The 17204-nt window shown below is 61.5% G+C and carries 14 protein-coding genes; 8 read left to right on the forward strand and 6 right to left on the reverse strand.

Translation table 11 applies throughout. The annotated features are described in order from the left end of the window. The first annotated feature begins 57 nt into the window (after positions 1 to 57). A complete protein-coding gene (locus tag KW062_RS05045) occupies positions 58 to 969 on the forward strand; it encodes an SDR family oxidoreductase (RefSeq protein ID WP_105755082.1) in 912 nt (303 codons plus the stop codon). Positions 970 to 1016: 47 nt separating this feature from the next. Here KW062_RS05045 and KW062_RS05050 read toward each other — a convergent pair whose 3' ends face one another. The 4 genes from KW062_RS05050 to KW062_RS05065 form a co-directional block, all read right to left on the reverse strand. Next, on the reverse strand, positions 1017 to 1286 hold the full coding sequence (locus KW062_RS05050) for a bacteriocin immunity protein (RefSeq protein ID WP_105755083.1): 270 nt from the start codon (positions 1284 to 1286) through the stop codon (positions 1017 to 1019). A 1-nt stretch (position 1287) separates the two neighbouring features. Further along, entirely contained in the window at positions 1288 to 3348 is a 2061-nt protein-coding gene (locus tag KW062_RS05055) for an S-type pyocin domain-containing protein (protein WP_256350889.1), read from the reverse strand. A gap of 277 nt (positions 3349 to 3625) precedes the next feature. Next, positions 3626 to 4387: an N-acetylmuramoyl-L-alanine amidase gene (locus tag KW062_RS05060; RefSeq protein ID WP_027618568.1), complete on the reverse strand. Its 762-nt coding sequence runs from the start codon at positions 4385 to 4387 to the stop codon at positions 3626 to 3628. A gap of 69 nt (positions 4388 to 4456) precedes the next feature. Next, positions 4457 to 4852, reverse strand: a complete 396-nt coding sequence (locus KW062_RS05065; RefSeq protein ID WP_105755084.1) for a hypothetical protein — start codon at positions 4850 to 4852, stop codon at positions 4457 to 4459. Positions 4853 to 4934: 82 nt separating this feature from the next. Here KW062_RS05065 and KW062_RS05070 point away from each other — a divergent pair, with 82 nt between their 5' ends. The 3 genes from KW062_RS05070 (at position 4935) to KW062_RS05080 (ending at position 10901) form a co-directional block, all read left to right on the forward strand. Continuing rightward, positions 4935 to 6728, forward strand: a complete 1794-nt coding sequence (locus KW062_RS05070; RefSeq protein ID WP_105755085.1) for a DUF1302 domain-containing protein — start codon at positions 4935 to 4937, stop codon at positions 6726 to 6728. Between the two features lie 22 nt (positions 6729 to 6750). After that, the gene (locus KW062_RS05075; protein ID WP_105755086.1) at positions 6751 to 8118 is read left to right on the forward strand and encodes a DUF1329 domain-containing protein; all 1368 of its coding nucleotides are present in this window, start codon (positions 6751 to 6753) and stop codon (positions 8116 to 8118) included. A 236-nt stretch (positions 8119 to 8354) separates the two neighbouring features. Continuing rightward, positions 8355 to 10901: a LuxR C-terminal-related transcriptional regulator gene (locus KW062_RS05080; protein WP_105755087.1), complete on the forward strand. Its 2547-nt coding sequence runs from the start codon at positions 8355 to 8357 to the stop codon at positions 10899 to 10901. Positions 10902 to 10903: 2 nt separating this feature from the next. On the opposite strand, the gene KW062_RS05085 is transcribed toward KW062_RS05080, so the two are convergent. Continuing rightward, positions 10904 to 11710: an IclR family transcriptional regulator gene (locus tag KW062_RS05085; protein WP_027618573.1), complete on the reverse strand. Its 807-nt coding sequence runs from the start codon at positions 11708 to 11710 to the stop codon at positions 10904 to 10906. Between the two features lie 165 nt (positions 11711 to 11875). Here KW062_RS05085 and hmgA point away from each other — a divergent pair, with 165 nt between their 5' ends. Genes hmgA through maiA form a run of 3 tightly spaced genes read left to right on the forward strand, consistent with a single transcriptional unit; the run spans position 11876 to position 15136 of the window. After that, complete coding sequence (gene hmgA / locus KW062_RS05090) at positions 11876 to 13180, forward strand: homogentisate 1,2-dioxygenase (RefSeq protein ID WP_105755088.1); 1305 nt, start codon at positions 11876 to 11878, stop codon at positions 13178 to 13180. Positions 13181 to 13183: 3 nt separating this feature from the next. Beyond that, the gene (fahA, locus tag KW062_RS05095) at positions 13184 to 14488 is read left to right on the forward strand and encodes a fumarylacetoacetase (protein ID WP_027618575.1); all 1305 of its coding nucleotides are present in this window, start codon (positions 13184 to 13186) and stop codon (positions 14486 to 14488) included. Between the two features lie 12 nt (positions 14489 to 14500). Then, on the forward strand, positions 14501 to 15136 hold the full coding sequence (gene maiA, locus KW062_RS05100) for a maleylacetoacetate isomerase (RefSeq protein ID WP_027618576.1): 636 nt from the start codon (positions 14501 to 14503) through the stop codon (positions 15134 to 15136). A gap of 3 nt (positions 15137 to 15139) precedes the next feature. Here maiA and KW062_RS05105 read toward each other — a convergent pair whose 3' ends face one another. Next, a complete protein-coding gene (locus KW062_RS05105) occupies positions 15140 to 15943 on the reverse strand; it encodes a SirB1 family protein (protein WP_027618577.1) in 804 nt (267 codons plus the stop codon). Positions 15944 to 16127: 184 nt separating this feature from the next. Between KW062_RS05105 and KW062_RS05110 the strand changes: the two genes are divergently transcribed. Next, the gene (locus KW062_RS05110) at positions 16128 to 17147 is read left to right on the forward strand and encodes a Glu/Leu/Phe/Val dehydrogenase family protein (RefSeq protein WP_027618578.1); all 1020 of its coding nucleotides are present in this window, start codon (positions 16128 to 16130) and stop codon (positions 17145 to 17147) included. Positions 17148 to 17204: the final 57 nt, after the last annotated feature.

Raw genomic sequence — 17204 nt, forward strand, 5'->3', positions numbered from 1 at the left:
CCCCCGTCCGGTGCCTGACACTGAGGTCACTGTCCCTTGGCCTGCTGGAGTTGGGTAATGAATGAGTCTGTGCGCTTTGAAGATAAAGTCGTGATCGTCACCGGTGCCGGTGGTGGCCTGGGACGGGCCCATGCCTTGTTATTCGCCAAACAGGGGGCCAGGGTGTTGGTCAACGACCTCGGCGGTTCCACCCAGGGCGAGGGCGCCAACGCCTCGGCGGCTGACCGGGTGGTCGCCGAAATCCGTGAGGCGGGCGGCACCGCCGTGGCCAACCATGACTCGGTGACTGATGGCGAGAAAATCGTCCAGCACGCCCTCGACGCTTTCGGCCGTATCGACGTAGTGGTCAACAACGCCGGCATCCTGCGGGACAAGACGTTCCACAAGATGGACGACAGTGATTGGGATCTGGTTTACCGGGTCCATGTCGAAGGCGCCTACAAAGTCACCCGCGCCGCCTGGCCGCACATGCGCGAGCAGAACTACGGGCGGGTGATCTTCACCGCGTCCACTTCGGGCATCTACGGCAACTTCGGCCAGTCCAACTACGGCATGGCCAAACTCGGCCTGTACGGTCTGACTCGCACCCTGGCCCTCGAAGGCCGCAAGAACAACATCCTGGTCAACGCCATCGCCCCCACCGGCGGCACGCGCATGACCGAAGGCCTGATCCCGCCGCAAGTCTTCGAACAACTGAAACCGGAACTGGTCAGCCCGCTGGTGGTGTACCTGGCCAGCGAAAACTGCCAGGAAACCTCGGGTCTGTTCGAGGTCGGCGGCGGCTGGATGGGCAAAGTGCGCTGGGAGCGCAGCCTCGGCGCCGGCTTCGATCCACGCGAAGGCTTCTCCCCGGAAGACGTCGCCGCCCACTGGCAACAGATCTGCGACTTTGAGGGCGCGGCGCATCCAAAGGACAACATTGAAGCGTTGAAAGAGATGATGGGTAATTTGCAGAAGTATGCGTTGTAAGCGGGGGCCTGGATCGAGCGCAAGGGAGGGCTTGCGCTCGATGTTTTTTACGATAGATCGTCGGCTTTGAAGCCCGGTTTGTTGTTGGCTGCACGCCAGGTTTTTATCGCGTTGAGTACGCCGGCGGGACTGTCTTCTACGCCTTCTTCCGGGTAGTACAAAACGCCGTTTCCGTAAGGGTGCTCGGAAGTTCTCGCGATGTTTTCAACAAATGAGTCGCGCTCTTCTTCGGACGAAAAGCCCCCCTGGAACAAGCGTTCTATAAGGCCCAGGTATTCGGCTTCTGTGTACTCTTCAAGTTTCTGTTTGAATTGCATTTCACTGCCCTCCCTTGTTTGAGTGGGTTTCGATGTGCTGCTTGGGTGTTAGCAGGCGAAGATTGTCCATATCGTAAACCTGGCCCCCTCCACTGATCTGTTCGACGTGATGGATCTCGAATTTTGTCCGCCTTCCCACTTGCTCAGACGGAGGGGCAAAAGGAGAGTGCCCCTCACTCATACCGATTTTGTTAAGCCTAGTAAATTGGTCTCTCAGTAATGCATCTTCAGCTATCGCTTTCCAAAAAGCCTCTCGAAAAGCCCGAAACGTTTTGAACTCCCGCCCTTTTAGCTGAGCTGCAATCTGCGATGGCACCGCCGCGCCTGCCGGCTGTGATGCTGTTCCCAACCATGCGCCGGACACCTCCTGTCCACTGCCGCTTGCGACACCCGGCTCGTTCCGTCGGTCCCTGAACATTGTGTAGATCGGCGGGATACCGGAATCGCTTGGGAATACGGTGATGAATCCGCCGAAGTTGTATAGATCCAGTTGCGGGAACTCATCGACCTGTCCTTGTGCCGGGGTGGCGATGGCGCCTTGGTAAATCTGCGGGTCTGTTTCGGCGACAGGAAAGGCAGTCACTACCCCCGGCACGTCGACCAGAGGTGTCCAGGTCAGCGTGATGGACTGCGGACCGGTACCGGTCGAAACGTAGAGGTTTTTCTCCGAATCAAACTGCGCAAGTCGCACCGGCACATCGGCAGGCACGGATACACCGTCGGTAGTCGCGACAACGAACTGGGTTTGATTGCCCGTTGTGCTCGAACCCAGTGCCACCTTCAATGTGATGTGCCCTTGAGCTGCCGCAGCTTCGTGCAGGTTGTTGGGCAGTCCGGGGTTCAGGTCGGACAGCGGAACACTCAGCGAGTAAAGGTCGCTATTACCCAATGGCGAAGGCGCGAGGAGTGCGGCGAAGCCGGCGATAATCGGCGTTGCCGAGGTGGCAAGTGCGGTGAGTGCACCGGACACTGCGGTGCGCAGTGCATTTTGCAGTGCGAGGGTCGTAACAGGGTTGGCAAGGACGCTGCCTGCCGTGGTGGTAAAAACCGGACCCACTGCCGACATCGCGCCCGATTGAGCGAAGGTGGGTGATTGCTGATGAGTCTGCTCCTGTAGGCGTTTTTGCGCTTCCTGATGCTCTCTTTCCAGGCGCAGTGTCTCGGCTTGGCGTTGCGCTTGTGCCAGCAGTTCAAGGCGAGCCTGTTCTGCGGCTAACTGCTGCGCGGCGGCTGCAGCGGCTAATTCGGCCTGTTCGTTGGCCAGTCGCTGAGTCTCTGCCAGCGCTGCAAGTCGAGCTTGCTCCCGGGCTTGGGCTTCTGCCTGTTCAGCGGCAAGGCGCTGTTCGTTGGCCACCTGCTGTTCAACGACGATGCGCCGTGCTTCAGCCTCTGCTGCCATACGCGCCAACTCCGCAGCCACCCGTTGAGCTTCCTGCTCCGAAATCAGTCGCGCCTGTTCGTCCGTTTGTACGGCTGCAAGAAAGTTCTGTACCGCAATCTGCTGCTGATTCAAACGTTGGATGGTTTCTTGAAGCAGGCGTGCTGACCATGCTGCTTTGTACGATCGAGTCCATTGCTCGACAGCTTGTCCATTAGGTGTCTGTACAGCGGCGAATCTTTTGGCTTTGGCGAAAAAGTCCGTTCGACCTATAGGGTCTGCGCCGTAAAACGCGTTGGCAAGGGCGGTTTGAACGTGGTATTCGGCGGTTTTGCGCAGCAGCAGGGTATTGCGAACCTGTAGCTCCCGTTGAATCGCTTGAACGGGAGGCAAGGGGTGGGTTGTGCCTTCGGTGCGAACCGCCGCAAGGTCATCTTCGATTGTTTGGGCGAGGGTTTGGAGTTTGACCTCGTGCTCCTGAAGGACCGTTTCAACCGTTGCATCCAGTGCGTCAGCTGTCAGCTTCGTCAGATGCTTGTGGAGAGGTTCCATGGCGCCTGGCGACGGCGAAAATCTGGGGCCAGAGTTGTTGCCGAAGCCTCCCCCTATTTCATCCTTGCCCGGGGAGGGTTGGGCTCCGATATAAGTAGCGGGCAGATACAACGTTCCTTGTTGATAACTCATGTATTCATTTCTCTCGTTCGAGCTATTTGCGGTGTGCTCAGTCACGGTTTAGTGGGGCGGCTTTTTCGTTTTTAAGGTTACAGAGAATTTCATGTTGCTTGGGCGCAGAGAGTTGTGCGAAATATCAATGAATTTCGTATGTTTTCGGGAATGGTTAGAGATATTTCGTAATTTGTTCGCGGGTTCTTACAATAGGTTTTGCTGAATATAACTAAAACTTAATCACTGAGTTTGCAGTGATTAAGTTTGTTTTTTTGCGGCAAATAGTGCGTCGTGCTCAACTCACGTATTTGCTCACCAACGCCTCCAGACGCGCCGCCGTTTCCGCATCCATTACCCCGTCATATTTCTCCGCGCGAAAGTGCAATTGAAACCCGCGCACCAACTGTTTGAACCCAGCCTCGGTAGTCGCCCCTGACGTGTCATAGCCATAGTCCTTGAAGCGCTTGAGCAAAGTCGCTCGATCCGGCAAGCCGGATTGCCGGTATTGCGCCAGGTAGCGGTCGCGGCAGGCGTCGTCGAACCAGGCACCGATGCCCTTGAGGTACAGCGCATGCCAGGGGAAGGCGGCGCCGGGGTCACTTTTACGCCCGATGGAAATGTCCGAGTGGCCGACGACGTTGCGTGGGCCGATGTCCGGGTAGCGTTTGAGAATGTCCTTCGCCAGTTGCTCGATGGCGGCGATCTGATTGGGTTCATAGCGCGGGAAGGTAAATTGGCCGCCATTGTCGATGGCCACATTGACGATCTCGATACCAATGGACGTGTCGTTGAGATTACTGCGTCCAGCCCACTGGCTGACGCCGGCATGCCAGGTGCGTTGTTGTTCATCAGCCAGTTTGAAAATTTCCAGGTCACGAAATCCGGCTTGCCGATAGCTATCGTCTCCGGTGTCCGGAATCAGATAGTGAGCGCTGACGGCAGGGCCGGTGAGGGCGATGATCGAACTGGAAAAGTTGGCGGCGGTGTAATGGAAGACCAGGAAGCGGATACGTTGATTGACGGCCTTGGCACGATACTGAGCGTTGATTGCGAACATGGTTGAATTCCCTTTCGTTAGTTGAGTGGTGAGTGGCACGTCACCAACTATCGGAAGGTAGCAACCCGGTCAGTATTGAGTTGTCGTGTCTTTCTGCAAGTTATGTAGGACAACATCGCCGCGTAACTGAGTAAATTTTTCCATAAAAAAGGCCGCTGCACAGGCAGCGGCCAAAGTAAGACGTTGGATCAAGGAGCTACAAATCAACGTCAGTGAACAGCGGGAGACGAATTGAACAATCAGCGTGCAACCCATCGAAATCGGCTGGCGGGGCAACTTGCCGCGACCACCAGTAAAGCTTAAGTCCTTATCGCCAAAGGAAAAATAGCGATTCGCGACATGCACTGTTACGTCATCGGCAACAGTCGGCCGGATCATCGGTTTGATTGATGCCCCTCCATCCAGCCAATCCATACCCGGCGCAAAGCCACGCCCGCTACGGGCATTCACTCTTTGGAGCGACACCGCGAATACCTCCTTGGTGCGCTTATCGACCCTGATGGGCGGCAGTAGGGTGTGGCCTTCAGTCACTCACCGGGGAAGACGCATGACAAAAACAACAATGCGCGCCATCTTCACGCCGCACGCGCTCGCCGTGGCGGTGGCCTTGGGCTTCTGCGCCCAGGCGCAGGCGGTTGATTTCAATCTGGGGGAAATCGAGGGCACGTTCGACTCCTCGCTGTCGATCGGCGCGAGCTGGGGCATGCGCGACGCCGACAACGCGCTGGTGGGCACGGTCAACGGCGGCTCCGGGCAGTCATCGACGGGTGACGACGGCCGCCTGAACTTCAGCAAGGGTGAAACTTTTTCGAAGATCTTCAAGGGGGTCCATGACCTGCAACTGAAGTACGGCGACAGCGGTGTATTTGTCCGCGGCAAATACTGGTACGACTTCGAACTCAAGGACGAGAGCCGGCCATTCAAAGACATCAGCGACCACAATCGCAAGGAAGGCGCGAAATCTTCCGGTGGGCAGATCCTCGACGCGTTCGTTTATCACAACTACTCGATTGCCGACCTGCCAGGCACCGTGCGCGCCGGCAAGCAAGTGGTCAGTTGGGGGGAAAGTACCTTCATCGGCAACTCGATCAACAGCATCAACCCGATAGACGTGTCCGCGTTCCGCCGTCCGGGCTCCGAGATCAAGGAAGGCCTGATTCCGGTCAACATGCTGTTCGCCACCCAGAGCCTGACTGACCGCTTGACGGTCGAGGGCTTCTATCAGTTGGAGTGGGACCAGACCGTTGTGGATAACTGTGGGACCTTCTTCGGCAACGACGTGGTCGCCGACGGCTGCGTCAACAATTACACGGTCGCCAGCCCGGCGATCCGTCCGCTGCAGCCGATTGCCGCAGCCTTTGGCCAGGGTTTCGAAGTGACCTCGGAAGGCGTGGTGGTACCCCGTGGTGGCGACCGTGACGCGCGCGATTCGGGGCAGTGGGGCACCGCGTTGCGCTGGCTTGGCGATGACACCGAGTACGGCCTGTACTTCATGAATTACCACAGTCGTACGCCCACGGTCGGCACGGTGACCGCAGGGCTGTCGACGCTCTCGGCGTTGCCTGGCATCGTCGGCACGGCCAACGCGATTGCCCCCGGCACCGGCTCGGCGCTGGCGCAGAGCGTGATGCTCGGTCGCGGCCAGTACTACCTCGACTACCCGGAGGACATTCGCCTGTATGGCGCGAGCTTCTCCACCACCTTGCCCACCGGCACCGCCTGGACCGGTGAAATCAGCTACCGGCCCAATGCCCCGGTTCAGGTCAGCACCAATGACTTGACTCTGGCCCTGCTCAACCCGATTGCCGGCGGCGCCTTGTCGCCGATCAGCACCACGCCAGGAGCCGACAACAAGGGCTACCGCCGCAAGGAAGTGACCCAGGTGCAAAGCACCCTGACGCACTTTTTCGACCAGGTCATGGGTGCCCAGCGCCTGACCCTGGTGGGTGAGGCGGCGGTGGTGCGGGTCGGTGGTCTGGAGTCGCGCAGCAAACTGCGTTACGGGCGTGACTCGGTTTACGGCCAGTACGGTTTTGGTGGCGACACCGATGGCTTCGTGACCTCCACCTCCTGGGGCTACCGCGCCCGGGCGATCCTCGATTACGCCAACGTGATCGGCGGGATCAACCTCAAGCCCAACCTGTCCTCGTCCCACGACGTCGCCGGTTATGGCCCCAACGGTTTGTTCAACGAAGGCTCCAAGGCGGTCAGCGTCGGCGTCGATGCCGACTACCGCAACACCTACACCGCGAGCCTCAGCTACACCGACTTTTTTGGTGGCGACTACAACACCCTTGAAGACCGCGATTTCCTGGCCCTGAGCTTCGGCGTGAACTTCTGATCTGGCTGAAAAGGATGACCTTATGCGCAAGATGATTCTGCAATGCGGTGCCCTGGCCTTGACCCTGCTGGCGGCCAACGTGATGGCGGCAGTGTCGCCGGAAGAAGCCAACAAGCTCGGCACCAGCCTGACCCCACTGGGTGCGGAAAAGGCCGGCAACGCTGACGGCTCGATCCCGGCCTGGACGGGTGGTCTGCCGAAAAATGCCGGGGCGGTGGACAGCAAGGGCTTCCTCGCCGATCCGTTCGCCAGCGAGAAACCCCTGTTTACCATCACCGCGGCCAACGTCAACCAATACAAGGACAAGCTTTCCGAGGGCCAGGTGGCGATGTTCAAGCGCTACCCCGAGACCTACAAAATCCCGGTCTACCCGACTCACCGCAGTGTGGCGCTGCCGCCGGAAATCTACGAGTCGGCCAAGCGCAGCGCGCTGAATGTAACCAGCATCAACGACGGTAACGGCCTGGCCAACTTCACCGGCAATCGCTACTACGCCTTCCCGATTCCGAAGAACGGCGTCGAGGTGTTGTGGAACCACATCACCCGTTATCACGGCGGCAACCTCAAGCGCATCATCACCCAGGTGACCCCGCAGACTAACGGCGCCTACACGCCGATCCGCTTCGAAGAAGAAATCGCCGTGCCGCAACTGATCAAGGACCTGGATCCGGAAAAAGCCGCCAACGTACTGACCTTCTTCAAGCAGTCGGTGACCGCCCCGGCGCGCCTGGCCGGTAATGTGCTGCTGGTCCATGAGACCCTTGACCAGGTCAAGGAACCGCGCCTGGCCTGGATCTACAACGCCGGCCAACGCCGGGTGCGTCGCGCGCCACAAGTGGCCTATGACGGGCCGGGCACGGCGGCGGACGGACTGCGCACCTCAGACAACTTCGACATGTTTTCCGGTGCGCCGGATCGCTATGACTGGAAGCTGATCGGCAAGAAGGAAATGTACATCCCGTACAACAGCTACAAGCTCGATTCGCCGAGCCTGAAGTACGACGACGTGGTCAAGGCCGGGCACATCAACCAGGACCTGACCCGCTATGAACTGCACCGGGTCTGGGAAGTGATTGGCACGGTCAAGCCGAGCGAGCGGCACATCTATGCCAAGCGGCACATGTACCTCGACGAGGACAGCTGGCAAGTGGCGCTGGCCGATCACTACGACGGGCGCGGGCAACTGTGGCGCGTCGCCGAAGGTCACGCGCAGTTCTACTACGACCACCAGAACCCGGCCTACACCCTGGAAGCGCTGTACGACATCATTGCCGGCCGCTACATCGCCCTGGGGATGAAAAACGAAGAGAAGCGCAGTTTCATATACGGCTTCGAGGCCAGGGCTGCGGATTACACGCCGGCGGCGCTGCGGGCGGAGGGGGTGCGTTAAGCCTCGTGTTCCCGGTTCAGGCCGGGATATTTGTGGCTAGCTTTAAACCCCTGTGGGAGCGCCGCCCGGGCTGCTCCCACAGATTCAACAGTGGCATCGCTCACGTGGCTGGCAGGACAAATGGCGACCCACCGGTCGCCATTTTTTATGGCACTCGATCAGCCTGCTGAATCTTTCTCAACAAGGCCACGGTTGAGGGCTAGGGTGGCGGCACAACTATAAAAAGGTCCGCTGCAATGACTGCCATGACACGCTGTCTGGATCGCCCGGGATCGGTGCCACGTTTGTCGGCCTTGCACGTCAATCGCGCGCGCCTGGCGCAGCCGCTGCTGAACTCGTCGGCGCGGGTGAAATTACTCTGTGCCCCGGCAGGCAGCGGCAAGAGCGCGCTGTTCGCCGAGTGCCTGGCGCAAGCTCCCGCAGGGTGCACGGTGCTCTGGCTGGCGCTGCATGGCATTGCGCAAAGTCCGGAGCAATTGTGTAGCGCGCTGGCCCAGACGCTGGGGCTGGAGGCACAGGACGAAGTACAGTTGCTGGCCAGCCTGGCGCAGCTGACGACCCCGGCCTGGTTGTTTATCGACGACTACTGCCGAGTTCCGGCACCTGAACTGGACGCCTTGCTCGATCGCCTGTTGAGCGCCAGCAGCCCGGCGCTCACCTGGTGGCTGGCTGGTCGGCGGCGACCACACTGCAATTGGCCCCGCCTGTTGCTCGACGACGACTTGTACGAGGGGGCGGCGAGCGAGCTGGCCTTCAATCGTGGCGAGATCCAGCAGTTGATCGCGCAACTGCCCCATGACCTGTGTGCCAATGCCTGCGAGCGGATCTTCCAGCGCAGCGGTGGCTGGTGCGCGTGCGTCAGGGTGGCCTTGCAGGACAGCAATGGCCGCAGTGCCGATGAACTGAAGAGCGGTCGCTCGGCAATCATGCTCGATTATCTGCACCATGAATTGTTCAGCAGTCTGTCGCCGGAACTGGCCCAGGCCTGGCGCGTGCTGGCGCACCTGCCGCGATTCAACCTGGGCCTGTGCGAGCACTTGTTCGGCGCGGGCGAGGGCGGGCAATGGCTGCGCGCCTTGCAGGAACGGGGGTGTTTCATCGAACCCTGGGAGCAATCGGATGACTGGTTGCAAGTATTCCCGCCACTGGCGCAACTGGTCCGCGACGATGGTTGGGAAGCCGGACGCTCCTGGCATCGACGGGCTTGCCAGTGGTTCGTCGCCCAGCAGGATTGGCAGGCAGCGTTCGACCAGGCGCTGCAGGCCGAAGCGTTCGAGATGGCGATCAGTCTGCTGCAGCATTTCGGCTTCGAGCAGCTATTCGAGCAGCGCAACGCTGTCCTGCTGTTGCATCTGTACGAACAGCAGGGCGCCGATCTGTTGCTGTGCAGTGCCCACCTGATCGGCCTGGTGACCGCCGCCTTGTTGTTTGCCGGACGCTTCGAGGAAGCCGCGGCGTGCATCGAGCACATGGCCCGATTTTCCCCGCAACCCACGGCTGATACCCAGCACGAACTGGTTGCACGCTGGCAGGCGCAACAGGGCTGGCTGCTGCACCTGCAAGGGCGGATGGCGCCGGCGCGTGAGCACTTCATCGAGGCGCTGGAGGCGTTGCCGACTCACGCCTGGCCGGCGCGCTTGCTGTGTTTGTCGGGGCTGACTCAACAAGCCTTGCTGTGTGGCGAACTGGAGGTTGCCCAAGGCTTGAACCGGGATGCACTGTGCCTGGCGCGCGCCCAGGGGGCGTTGTTGTTCGAAGGGCTGCTGGAGCTCGACCACGCGCAAATCCTCGAGCAGCGTGGTGCCCCCCATCGAGCGCAAAACCTGCTGGATGGGATCCAGCAGTTGCTGGCCCGCCAGGCCGGTTCAGCGACGCCGCTGCTGGGACGGATCGCCCTGCGCCGCGGCCGGTTGGCCTTGAGTCTGGGGCAGGACGACGAGGCCGCCGAGTTTTTCGAGGCGGGACTTCAAGAGTGTCTGCGCAGCCATGACAAGCGGGTGCTGTACGGCTATCTGGGGCTGGCAGAAGTTGCGGCCAATCGCAGCGATTTCGCCCAGGCTTTCGTTTACCTGCGTGATGCCGAGCGGATGATGCAGCGCCGGCATATTCCCGAAACGGTCTACCGTGGCGTCCTGTTACAGGTCAGCAGCGACTTCTGGCTGCAGCAAGGGCGTGCCGAACTGGCCCTCGAGGCGCTGACCCGAGTGCTGCGTCACTTCCACGGGGCACAGGCCCGGCAAGCCCCGCCGGCGACTCTCGAACTGATCCCGCGCCTGCGCTATCTGCGGGTGTTGGCCGAGGTGCAGCTCAAGCAGGCGAGCCAACCTTTGGCCCAGCTTCAGACGCTGCTGCAAGAAGCCCGGCAATCGGCAATGCTCGGGCTGGAGGTGGAATTGCTGCTGATCATCGCGCAGGTGACCTGGCTGCTGGAGCGTCCACTTGAGGCACGGCAAGCGTTGCAGGAGGCTCGACAACTGGCCGAGCGCTGTCACCTGCAGCAACCGCTGAACGCCTTGCAGCGGCAAGTGCCGGGTTTATTCGCGGCCGTTCAGCCGGTGCCGGCATCGAACCAGGCCTGTCGCGGCGACAACCCGCTGAGTCAGCGCGAGATGGAGGTGCTGCAGTTGATTGCCCAGGGCAACTCCAATCTGCAGATCGCCGAGCACTTGTTCATTTCCCTGCATACCGTCAAGACCCACGCCCGGCGCATCAACGGCAAGCTCGCGGTGGAGCGGCGTACCCAGGCGGTGGCCAAGGCCAAGGCGCTCGGGTTCTTCGCCTGAGATCAGCCCTGGCTGGCGATGCCGTCGTGGCCCATGCGCCAGCTCACTGCCCGGGCCGCCGCCAGCAGGCGCCGGGCTGCCGGACCGTTTTCGTCGGCGTGAAACAACGAGGCCGGGCCGACGATGGTCAGCACTGCAGCGATCTGTCCGACGGCGTTGAACACCGGCGCCGACAGCGCATCCACGCCGGGCATCAGCAAACCATGCACATGGTGCAGGCCGCGTTCACGAATCTGTTCACACAGGCTCGCGTAGGCCTGTGCACTGGCCAATGGATGGGGCGCTGAAGCGGCGACTTCCTGTTCCCGCAGTTCGTCGGTTTCGCGATGCGGCAGGTAGGCGCCGAACACCAGTCCGGTGGATGAGCTGAGCAGTGGCAGCACCGAGCCCAACTGAGTGACCACCGTCACGGCGCGCACCGCCGGTTCGATGTGCACCACGGTGGCGCCCTGATTGCCCCAGACCGCAAGGAAGCAGGTTTCATTCAGTTCGTCGCGCAACTCCGAGAGGGGCAGGGTGGCGACTTTCAGCACGTCCATGCTGTTCAGCGCAGCCAGGCCGACGCGCAACGCCTCACGACCGAGGCCGTAGTGGTTGGTCGCCGCGTTCTGCTCGGCAAAGCCGCTGGCAATCAGCGCCTGCAGGTAGCGGTGGACCTTGCTCGCGGGCATCTGCACATGTTCGGCCAGGCGCGACAGCGAGGTCGACGGTGACAACTCGGCAAGCGCCTTGAGGATGTCGGTGCCGACCTCGGCCGAGCGGACTTTCTGTTTGCCGGTGCTGTCGGCGGTAGGGCGCGGCTTTTCCATGGTTCGGTCATGTCTGCAGATGAATGGGCGTCTTTATAGCTTGACGGTCAATACCAATCAAATTACGTTATGCGTAATTGGATTACGACAAAAATAACCGGGACGTGCCGAAACCCTGATCAGTGGGCGCGAAGGCCACGGTCCTCTCCCTGTTCAGGAGGCTCCATGAACCCCGATTCAACGACGCCAGCGCTGGCCTATCAGTCAGGCTTCGGCAACGAATTCAGCAGCGAGGCCTTGCCCGGTGCATTGCCGGTCGGCCAGAACTCGCCGCAGAAAGCCCCATACGGTCTGTACACCGAGCTGTTCTCTGGCACCGCGTTCACCATGGTCCGCAGCGAAGCACGGCGCACCTGGATGTACCGCATCCAGCCGTCGGCCAACCACCCGGCGTTCGTCAAGCTGGAGCGTCAGTTGGCCGGTGGCCCGCTGGGCGAAGTCACGCCCAATCGCCTGCGCTGGAACCCGTTGGATATCCCTGGCGAGCCGACCGATTTCATCGATGGCCTAGTGAGCATGGCGGCCAACTCGGGCGCGGAAAAACCGTCCGGGATCAGCATTTATCACTACGCTGCCAACCGCTCGATGGAGCGCGTGTTCTTCAACGCCGATGGCGAGTGGTTGCTGGTGCCGCAACTGGGGCGCCTGCGTATCGCCACTGAACTGGGGGTTCTGGAGCTGGAGCCGCTGGAAATCGCCGTGCTGCCCCGAGGCTTGAAATTCCGCATCGAATTGCTCGACCCGCAGGCCCGTGGCTACCTCGCGGAAAACCATGGCGCGCCACTGCGCCTGCCGGACCTGGGGCCGATTGGCAGTAACGGCCTGGCCAATCCGCGGGACTTCCTGACGCCAGTCGCGCACTACGAAAACCTGCAGCAACCGACCACCCTGGTGCAGAAATTCCTCGGTGAATTGTGGGCCTGCGAGCTGGACCATTCGCCGCTGAACGTGGTCGCCTGGCACGGCAACAACGTGCCGTACAAATATGACCTGCGTCGCTTCAACACCATCGGCACCGTCAGCTTCGATCACCCGGATCCATCGATCTTCACCGTGCTGACCTCGCCGACCAGCGTGCATGGCCTGGCCAACCTCGACTTCGTGATCTTCCCGCCGCGCTGGATGGTGGCCGAGAACACCTTCCGTCCACCGTGGTTCCACCGCAACCTGATGAATGAATTCATGGGCTTGATCCGTGGCGAATACGACGCCAAGGCCGAAGGCTTCCTGCCCGGCGGCGCCTCGCTGCACAGCTGCATGAGCGCCCATGGCCCGGATGGCGAGACCTGCACCAAGGCGATCAACGCCGAGCTGGCACCGGCCAAGATCGATAACACCATGGCCTTCATGTTCGAGACCAGCCAGGTGCTGCGCCCAACGCGCTTCGCCCTGGACTGCCCTCAATTGCAAAACACTTATGACGCTTGCTGGGCTTCGCTGCCCGCCACTTTCAACCCGAATCGGAGATAACCCATGACCCAGATCACCCCCACTCGTAGCTGGGTTGCCTCCGCCAACGGCCACGCCGATTTCCCCCTGCAGAACCTGCCGCTGGGCGTGTTCAGCACCCAGGGTTCGGCCCCGCGCAGCGGCGTAGCGATTGGCGAGCACATCTTCGACCTCGAGGCGGCGCTGGCGGCCGGCCTGTTTGAAGGCGCGGCCCGCACTGCCGTGGAAGCCACCCGTGGCGGCCAGTTGAACGCCTTCTTCGAGCTCGGCCGCAGCGCCCGCGTGGCCCTGCGCGAGCGTCTGCTGGAACTGCTGGCCGAAGGCAGCAGCCTGCACGGCAAGCTCGAAGCCCAGGGCGCGAAACTGCTGCCGTTGGCGGCCAATTGCCAGATGCACCTGCCGGCCCGCATCAACGACTACACCGACTTCTACGTCGGCATCGAGCACGCGCAGAACGTCGGCAAACTGTTCCGTCCGGACAACCCGCTGCTGCCGAACTACAAATATGTGCCGATCGGCTACCACGGCCGCGCCTCGACCATTCGCCCATCGGGCACCGAAGTGCGCCGCCCGAAAGGCCAGACCCTGCCGGCTGGCCAGACCGAGCCAAGTTTCGGCCCTTGCGCGCGTCTGGACTACGAACTGGAGCTGGGCATCTGGATCGGCCAGGGCAACGCCATGGGCGACTCGATCGCCATTGGCGATGCGGCTGAACACATTGCCGGTTACTGCCTGCTCAACGACTGGTCGGCGCGTGACATTCAGGCCTGGGAATACCAGCCACTGGGGCCGTTCCTGTCGAAAAGCTTCATCACCAGCATCTCGCCCTGGGTCGTGACCGCCGAAGCCCTGGAGCCGTTCCGCCGTGCACAACCGCCGCGTCCGCAGGGCGATCCGCAGCCGCTGCCGTACCTGCTGGACACGCGTGACCAGGCCGCCGGTGCCTTCGACATCGAGCTGGAAGTGTTGCTGCTCACCGAAACCATGCGCGAGCAGAACCTGCCGGCCCACCGCCTGACCCTGAGCAACACCCAACACATGTACTGGACCGTGGCGCAGATGGTCGCGCACCACAGCGTCAACGGCTGCCAGTTGCAGGCCGGCGATCTGTTCGGTTCGGGCACCTTGTCCGGCCCCGAGAATGGTCAGTTCGGCAGCCTGCTGGAAATCACCGAAGGCGGGAAAAAGCCGATCGAACTGGCGTCCGGCGAAGTACGCAAGTTCCTTGAAGATGGCGATGAAATCATCCTGCGCGCCCGTTGCAGCCGCGAGGGGTTCGCCTCCATCGGCTTCGGCGAGTGCCGTGGCAAGATTCTGCCGGCACGCTAAGGGGGCAGGGGCATGGAACTCTTTACCTACTACCGCTCGACCTCGTCGTTTCGGGTGCGGATTGCCCTGGCACTCAAGGGCCTGGATTACCAGGCACTGCCAGTCAATCTGATTGCTCCGGCCGGCGGCGAACACCGTCAGCCGGCGTACCTGCAGATCAATCCACAAGGCCGGGTGCCGGCCCTGCGCACCGACGACGGCGAGTTGCTGATCCAGTCGCCGGCGATCATCGAGTACCTGGAAGAACGTTATCCACAGGTGCCGCTGCTCGCCGAGGACCTCGCCCAGCGTGCCCATGAGCGGGCCGTGGCGGCGTTGATCGGTTGCGACATCCATCCGCTGCACAACGTCAGCGTGCTCAATCAGTTGCGCCAGTTGGGTCATGACGAAACCCAGGTGGTGCAGTGGATCGGGCACTGGATCAGCCAGGGGCTGGCGGCGGTCGAGCAGCTTATTCGTGACGAGGGCTACTGCTTCGGCAGCGCGCCCGGGCTGGCGGATGTCTATCTGATACCGCAGCTTTATGCAGCTGAGCGCTTCAACGTCGATCTGCAGGCCTATCCACGAATTCGTCGGGTAGCAGCGCTGGCGGCGGAGCATCCAGCGTTCGTCAAGGCGCATCCGGGCAATCAGCCGGATACGCCGTGAACCTCAGTGGACGATCGAGTTGGGCGGCAAATGGCCCAGGCGTTCGGTCAGGCGTATGCGCTGGATCGGATCGTCACTGAGCAGCAGGGCGTGCTCCAGGTCGAAGCGTTCGGCATTGGGGCACTCCAGCCGCTGGTAAATGCTGGCGCGGGCGAGATAGTCGCTGGCGCTGCCATTGCCCAGTTCAAGGACTCGCTCGGCATCGATCAAGGCGCCGATGCAGTCGTCGTTGGCCAGGTGTAACTGGCGCAGGTTGCGGGACAGGCGCTGGAGCATCTGCAGCGGTTCGCTGGTCTGCAGATGTTCGGCGTTGAGTGACATCTGTGCGCCGTACTGGCGATGCAGCAGTTCGCGGCAATCAGCAGGATACAAGCGGCGACCGCCGCAGGGGTCGAGCAGATGGTCGGCGCCCGGTACGCGCAGCAGAAAGTGGCCGGGGAAATTCACCCCGACCATGGGAATTTCCAGGCGCCGCGCCAGTTCCAGAGTAATCAGACCCAGGGCCAACGGCTGTCCTCGCCGTCGTTCCAGTACCTTGTTCAGCAGCGCCGCCTGCGGGCGCAACGGTGTCGCTTCGTCCTGTTGATAACCCAGGTCGTTGAGCCGACGCAGCAACGGCTGTCCCAACTCGTTGACCGGCAACATCGGCAGGCCACTGCTGACACGCTGCTCAAGTTCCTTGAATTGTGCGAGCACGGCCTCTGGCCTGACCTCGGTATCGTGCTCGACAGCAATCCACAGCGCCGCCTCGAAGAGCGCCGGTGGCGAGTGTTGCAGGCAGGCGAAAAAGGCTTGGCGCGGCTTCATCGAAATCTCCGGTGAATGCCTCGTTTTAGCCCTGTCGCAAGCGTTCGTCCAGTGCCGCAAGCAGCGCCGTTGAAGATATGTCACAAAGCGTTGGCGGCGGCCTTTGCTTATTCCGGTGCGCTTCAGCAATTTTCAGCCGCACGCCTATACTGGCGACTACTGGAAGTGATTCGGGAGCCTTACGATGTTCGCTCTCATGCAAAGCACCCGCCTTGAATCGCTGCACTTGAGCGTTGACCCGGCAACCGGGTTGAAGGCGGTGATCGCCATTCATTGCAGCCGCCTGGGACCTGCCCTCGGCGGATGTCGTTACCTTGCTTATCCCGACGATGAAAGCGCCGTGACCGATGCTGTGCGCCTGGCGCAAGGCATGAGTTACAAGGCGGCCCTGGCCGGCTTGCCCCAGGGCGGCGGGGTGGCGGTGATCGTGCGCCCGGCCCATGTCGAAAGTCGCAGCGCATTGTTTGAAGCGTTTGGCCGTTGTATCGAGCAACTCGACGGTCGCTACATCACGGCAATCGACAGCGGCACTTCGGTGGCCGACATGGACTGCATTGCCCAGCATACCCAGCACGTCACCAGCACCACCGTCTCGGGTGATCCATCGCCGCATTCGGCCATGGGCGTGTTCACGGGTATTCGCGCCACCGCGATGGCGCGCCTGGGCAGCGATAATCTCGAGGGCTTGCGGGTCGCGATCCAGGGCCTGGGCAATGTGGGTTTTGCCCTGGCCGAGCAACTGCATGCCGCCGGAGCGGAGTTGCTGGTCAGTGACATCGACCCGGGCAAGGTGCAGTTGGCGATGGAGCAGTTGGGAGCGCACCCGATTGCCAACGAAGCGCTGCTCAGCACGCCTTGCGACATCCTCGCGCCCTGCGGCCTGGGGGGCGTGCTCAACAGCCACAGTGTTGCGCAACTGCGGTGTGCCGCAGTGGCCGGCTCGGCCAACAATCAACTGACCCACCTCAGCGTGGCTGATCAACTGGAGGGGCGCGGCATTCTCTACGCGCCTGACTATGTGATCAATTCCGGCGGGCTGATCTATGTGGTGCTCAAACATCGCGGAGACGAGTTGTCGAGCATCACCGGGCACCTGTCGAAAATCGGCTCGCGCCTGACCGAAGTCTTCGCCCACGCCCAGGCGGAAAAACGCTCCCCGGCTCGAGTGGCCGACGAGTTGGCGGAACGCCTGCTGTACCGTTGAACCCCTGTGTATGAAAAAGGCCCTGACTCAATGAGCCAGGGCCTTTTCATATCAACT

The sequence above is a fragment of the Pseudomonas fluorescens genome, from assembly GCF_019212185.1.
Classification (GTDB): domain Bacteria; phylum Pseudomonadota; class Gammaproteobacteria; order Pseudomonadales; family Pseudomonadaceae; genus Aquipseudomonas.

Coding starts and splice junctions, on each gene's coding strand:
- KW062_RS05045 (WP_105755082.1), top strand. CDS start 58: ATGAATGAGTCTGTGCGCTTTGAAGATAAAGTCGTGATCGTCACCGGT.
- KW062_RS05050 (WP_105755083.1), bottom strand. CDS start 1,286: ATGCAATTCAAACAGAAACTTGAAGAGTACACAGAAGCCGAATACCTG.
- KW062_RS05055 (WP_256350889.1), bottom strand. CDS start 3,348: ATGAGTTATCAACAAGGAACGTTGTATCTGCCCGCTACTTATATCGGA.
- KW062_RS05060 (WP_027618568.1), bottom strand. CDS start 4,387: ATGTTCGCAATCAACGCTCAGTATCGTGCCAAGGCCGTCAATCAACGT.
- KW062_RS05070 (WP_105755085.1), top strand. CDS start 4,935: ATGACAAAAACAACAATGCGCGCCATCTTCACGCCGCACGCGCTCGCC.
- KW062_RS05075 (WP_105755086.1), top strand. CDS start 6,751: ATGCGCAAGATGATTCTGCAATGCGGTGCCCTGGCCTTGACCCTGCTG.
- KW062_RS05080 (WP_105755087.1), top strand. CDS start 8,355: ATGACTGCCATGACACGCTGTCTGGATCGCCCGGGATCGGTGCCACGT.
- KW062_RS05085 (WP_027618573.1), bottom strand. CDS start 11,710: ATGGAAAAGCCGCGCCCTACCGCCGACAGCACCGGCAAACAGAAAGTC.
- hmgA (WP_105755088.1), top strand. CDS start 11,876: ATGAACCCCGATTCAACGACGCCAGCGCTGGCCTATCAGTCAGGCTTC.
- fahA (WP_027618575.1), top strand. CDS start 13,184: ATGACCCAGATCACCCCCACTCGTAGCTGGGTTGCCTCCGCCAACGGC.
- maiA (WP_027618576.1), top strand. CDS start 14,501: ATGGAACTCTTTACCTACTACCGCTCGACCTCGTCGTTTCGGGTGCGG.
- KW062_RS05105 (WP_027618577.1), bottom strand. CDS start 15,943: ATGAAGCCGCGCCAAGCCTTTTTCGCCTGCCTGCAACACTCGCCACCG.
- KW062_RS05110 (WP_027618578.1), top strand. CDS start 16,128: ATGTTCGCTCTCATGCAAAGCACCCGCCTTGAATCGCTGCACTTGAGC.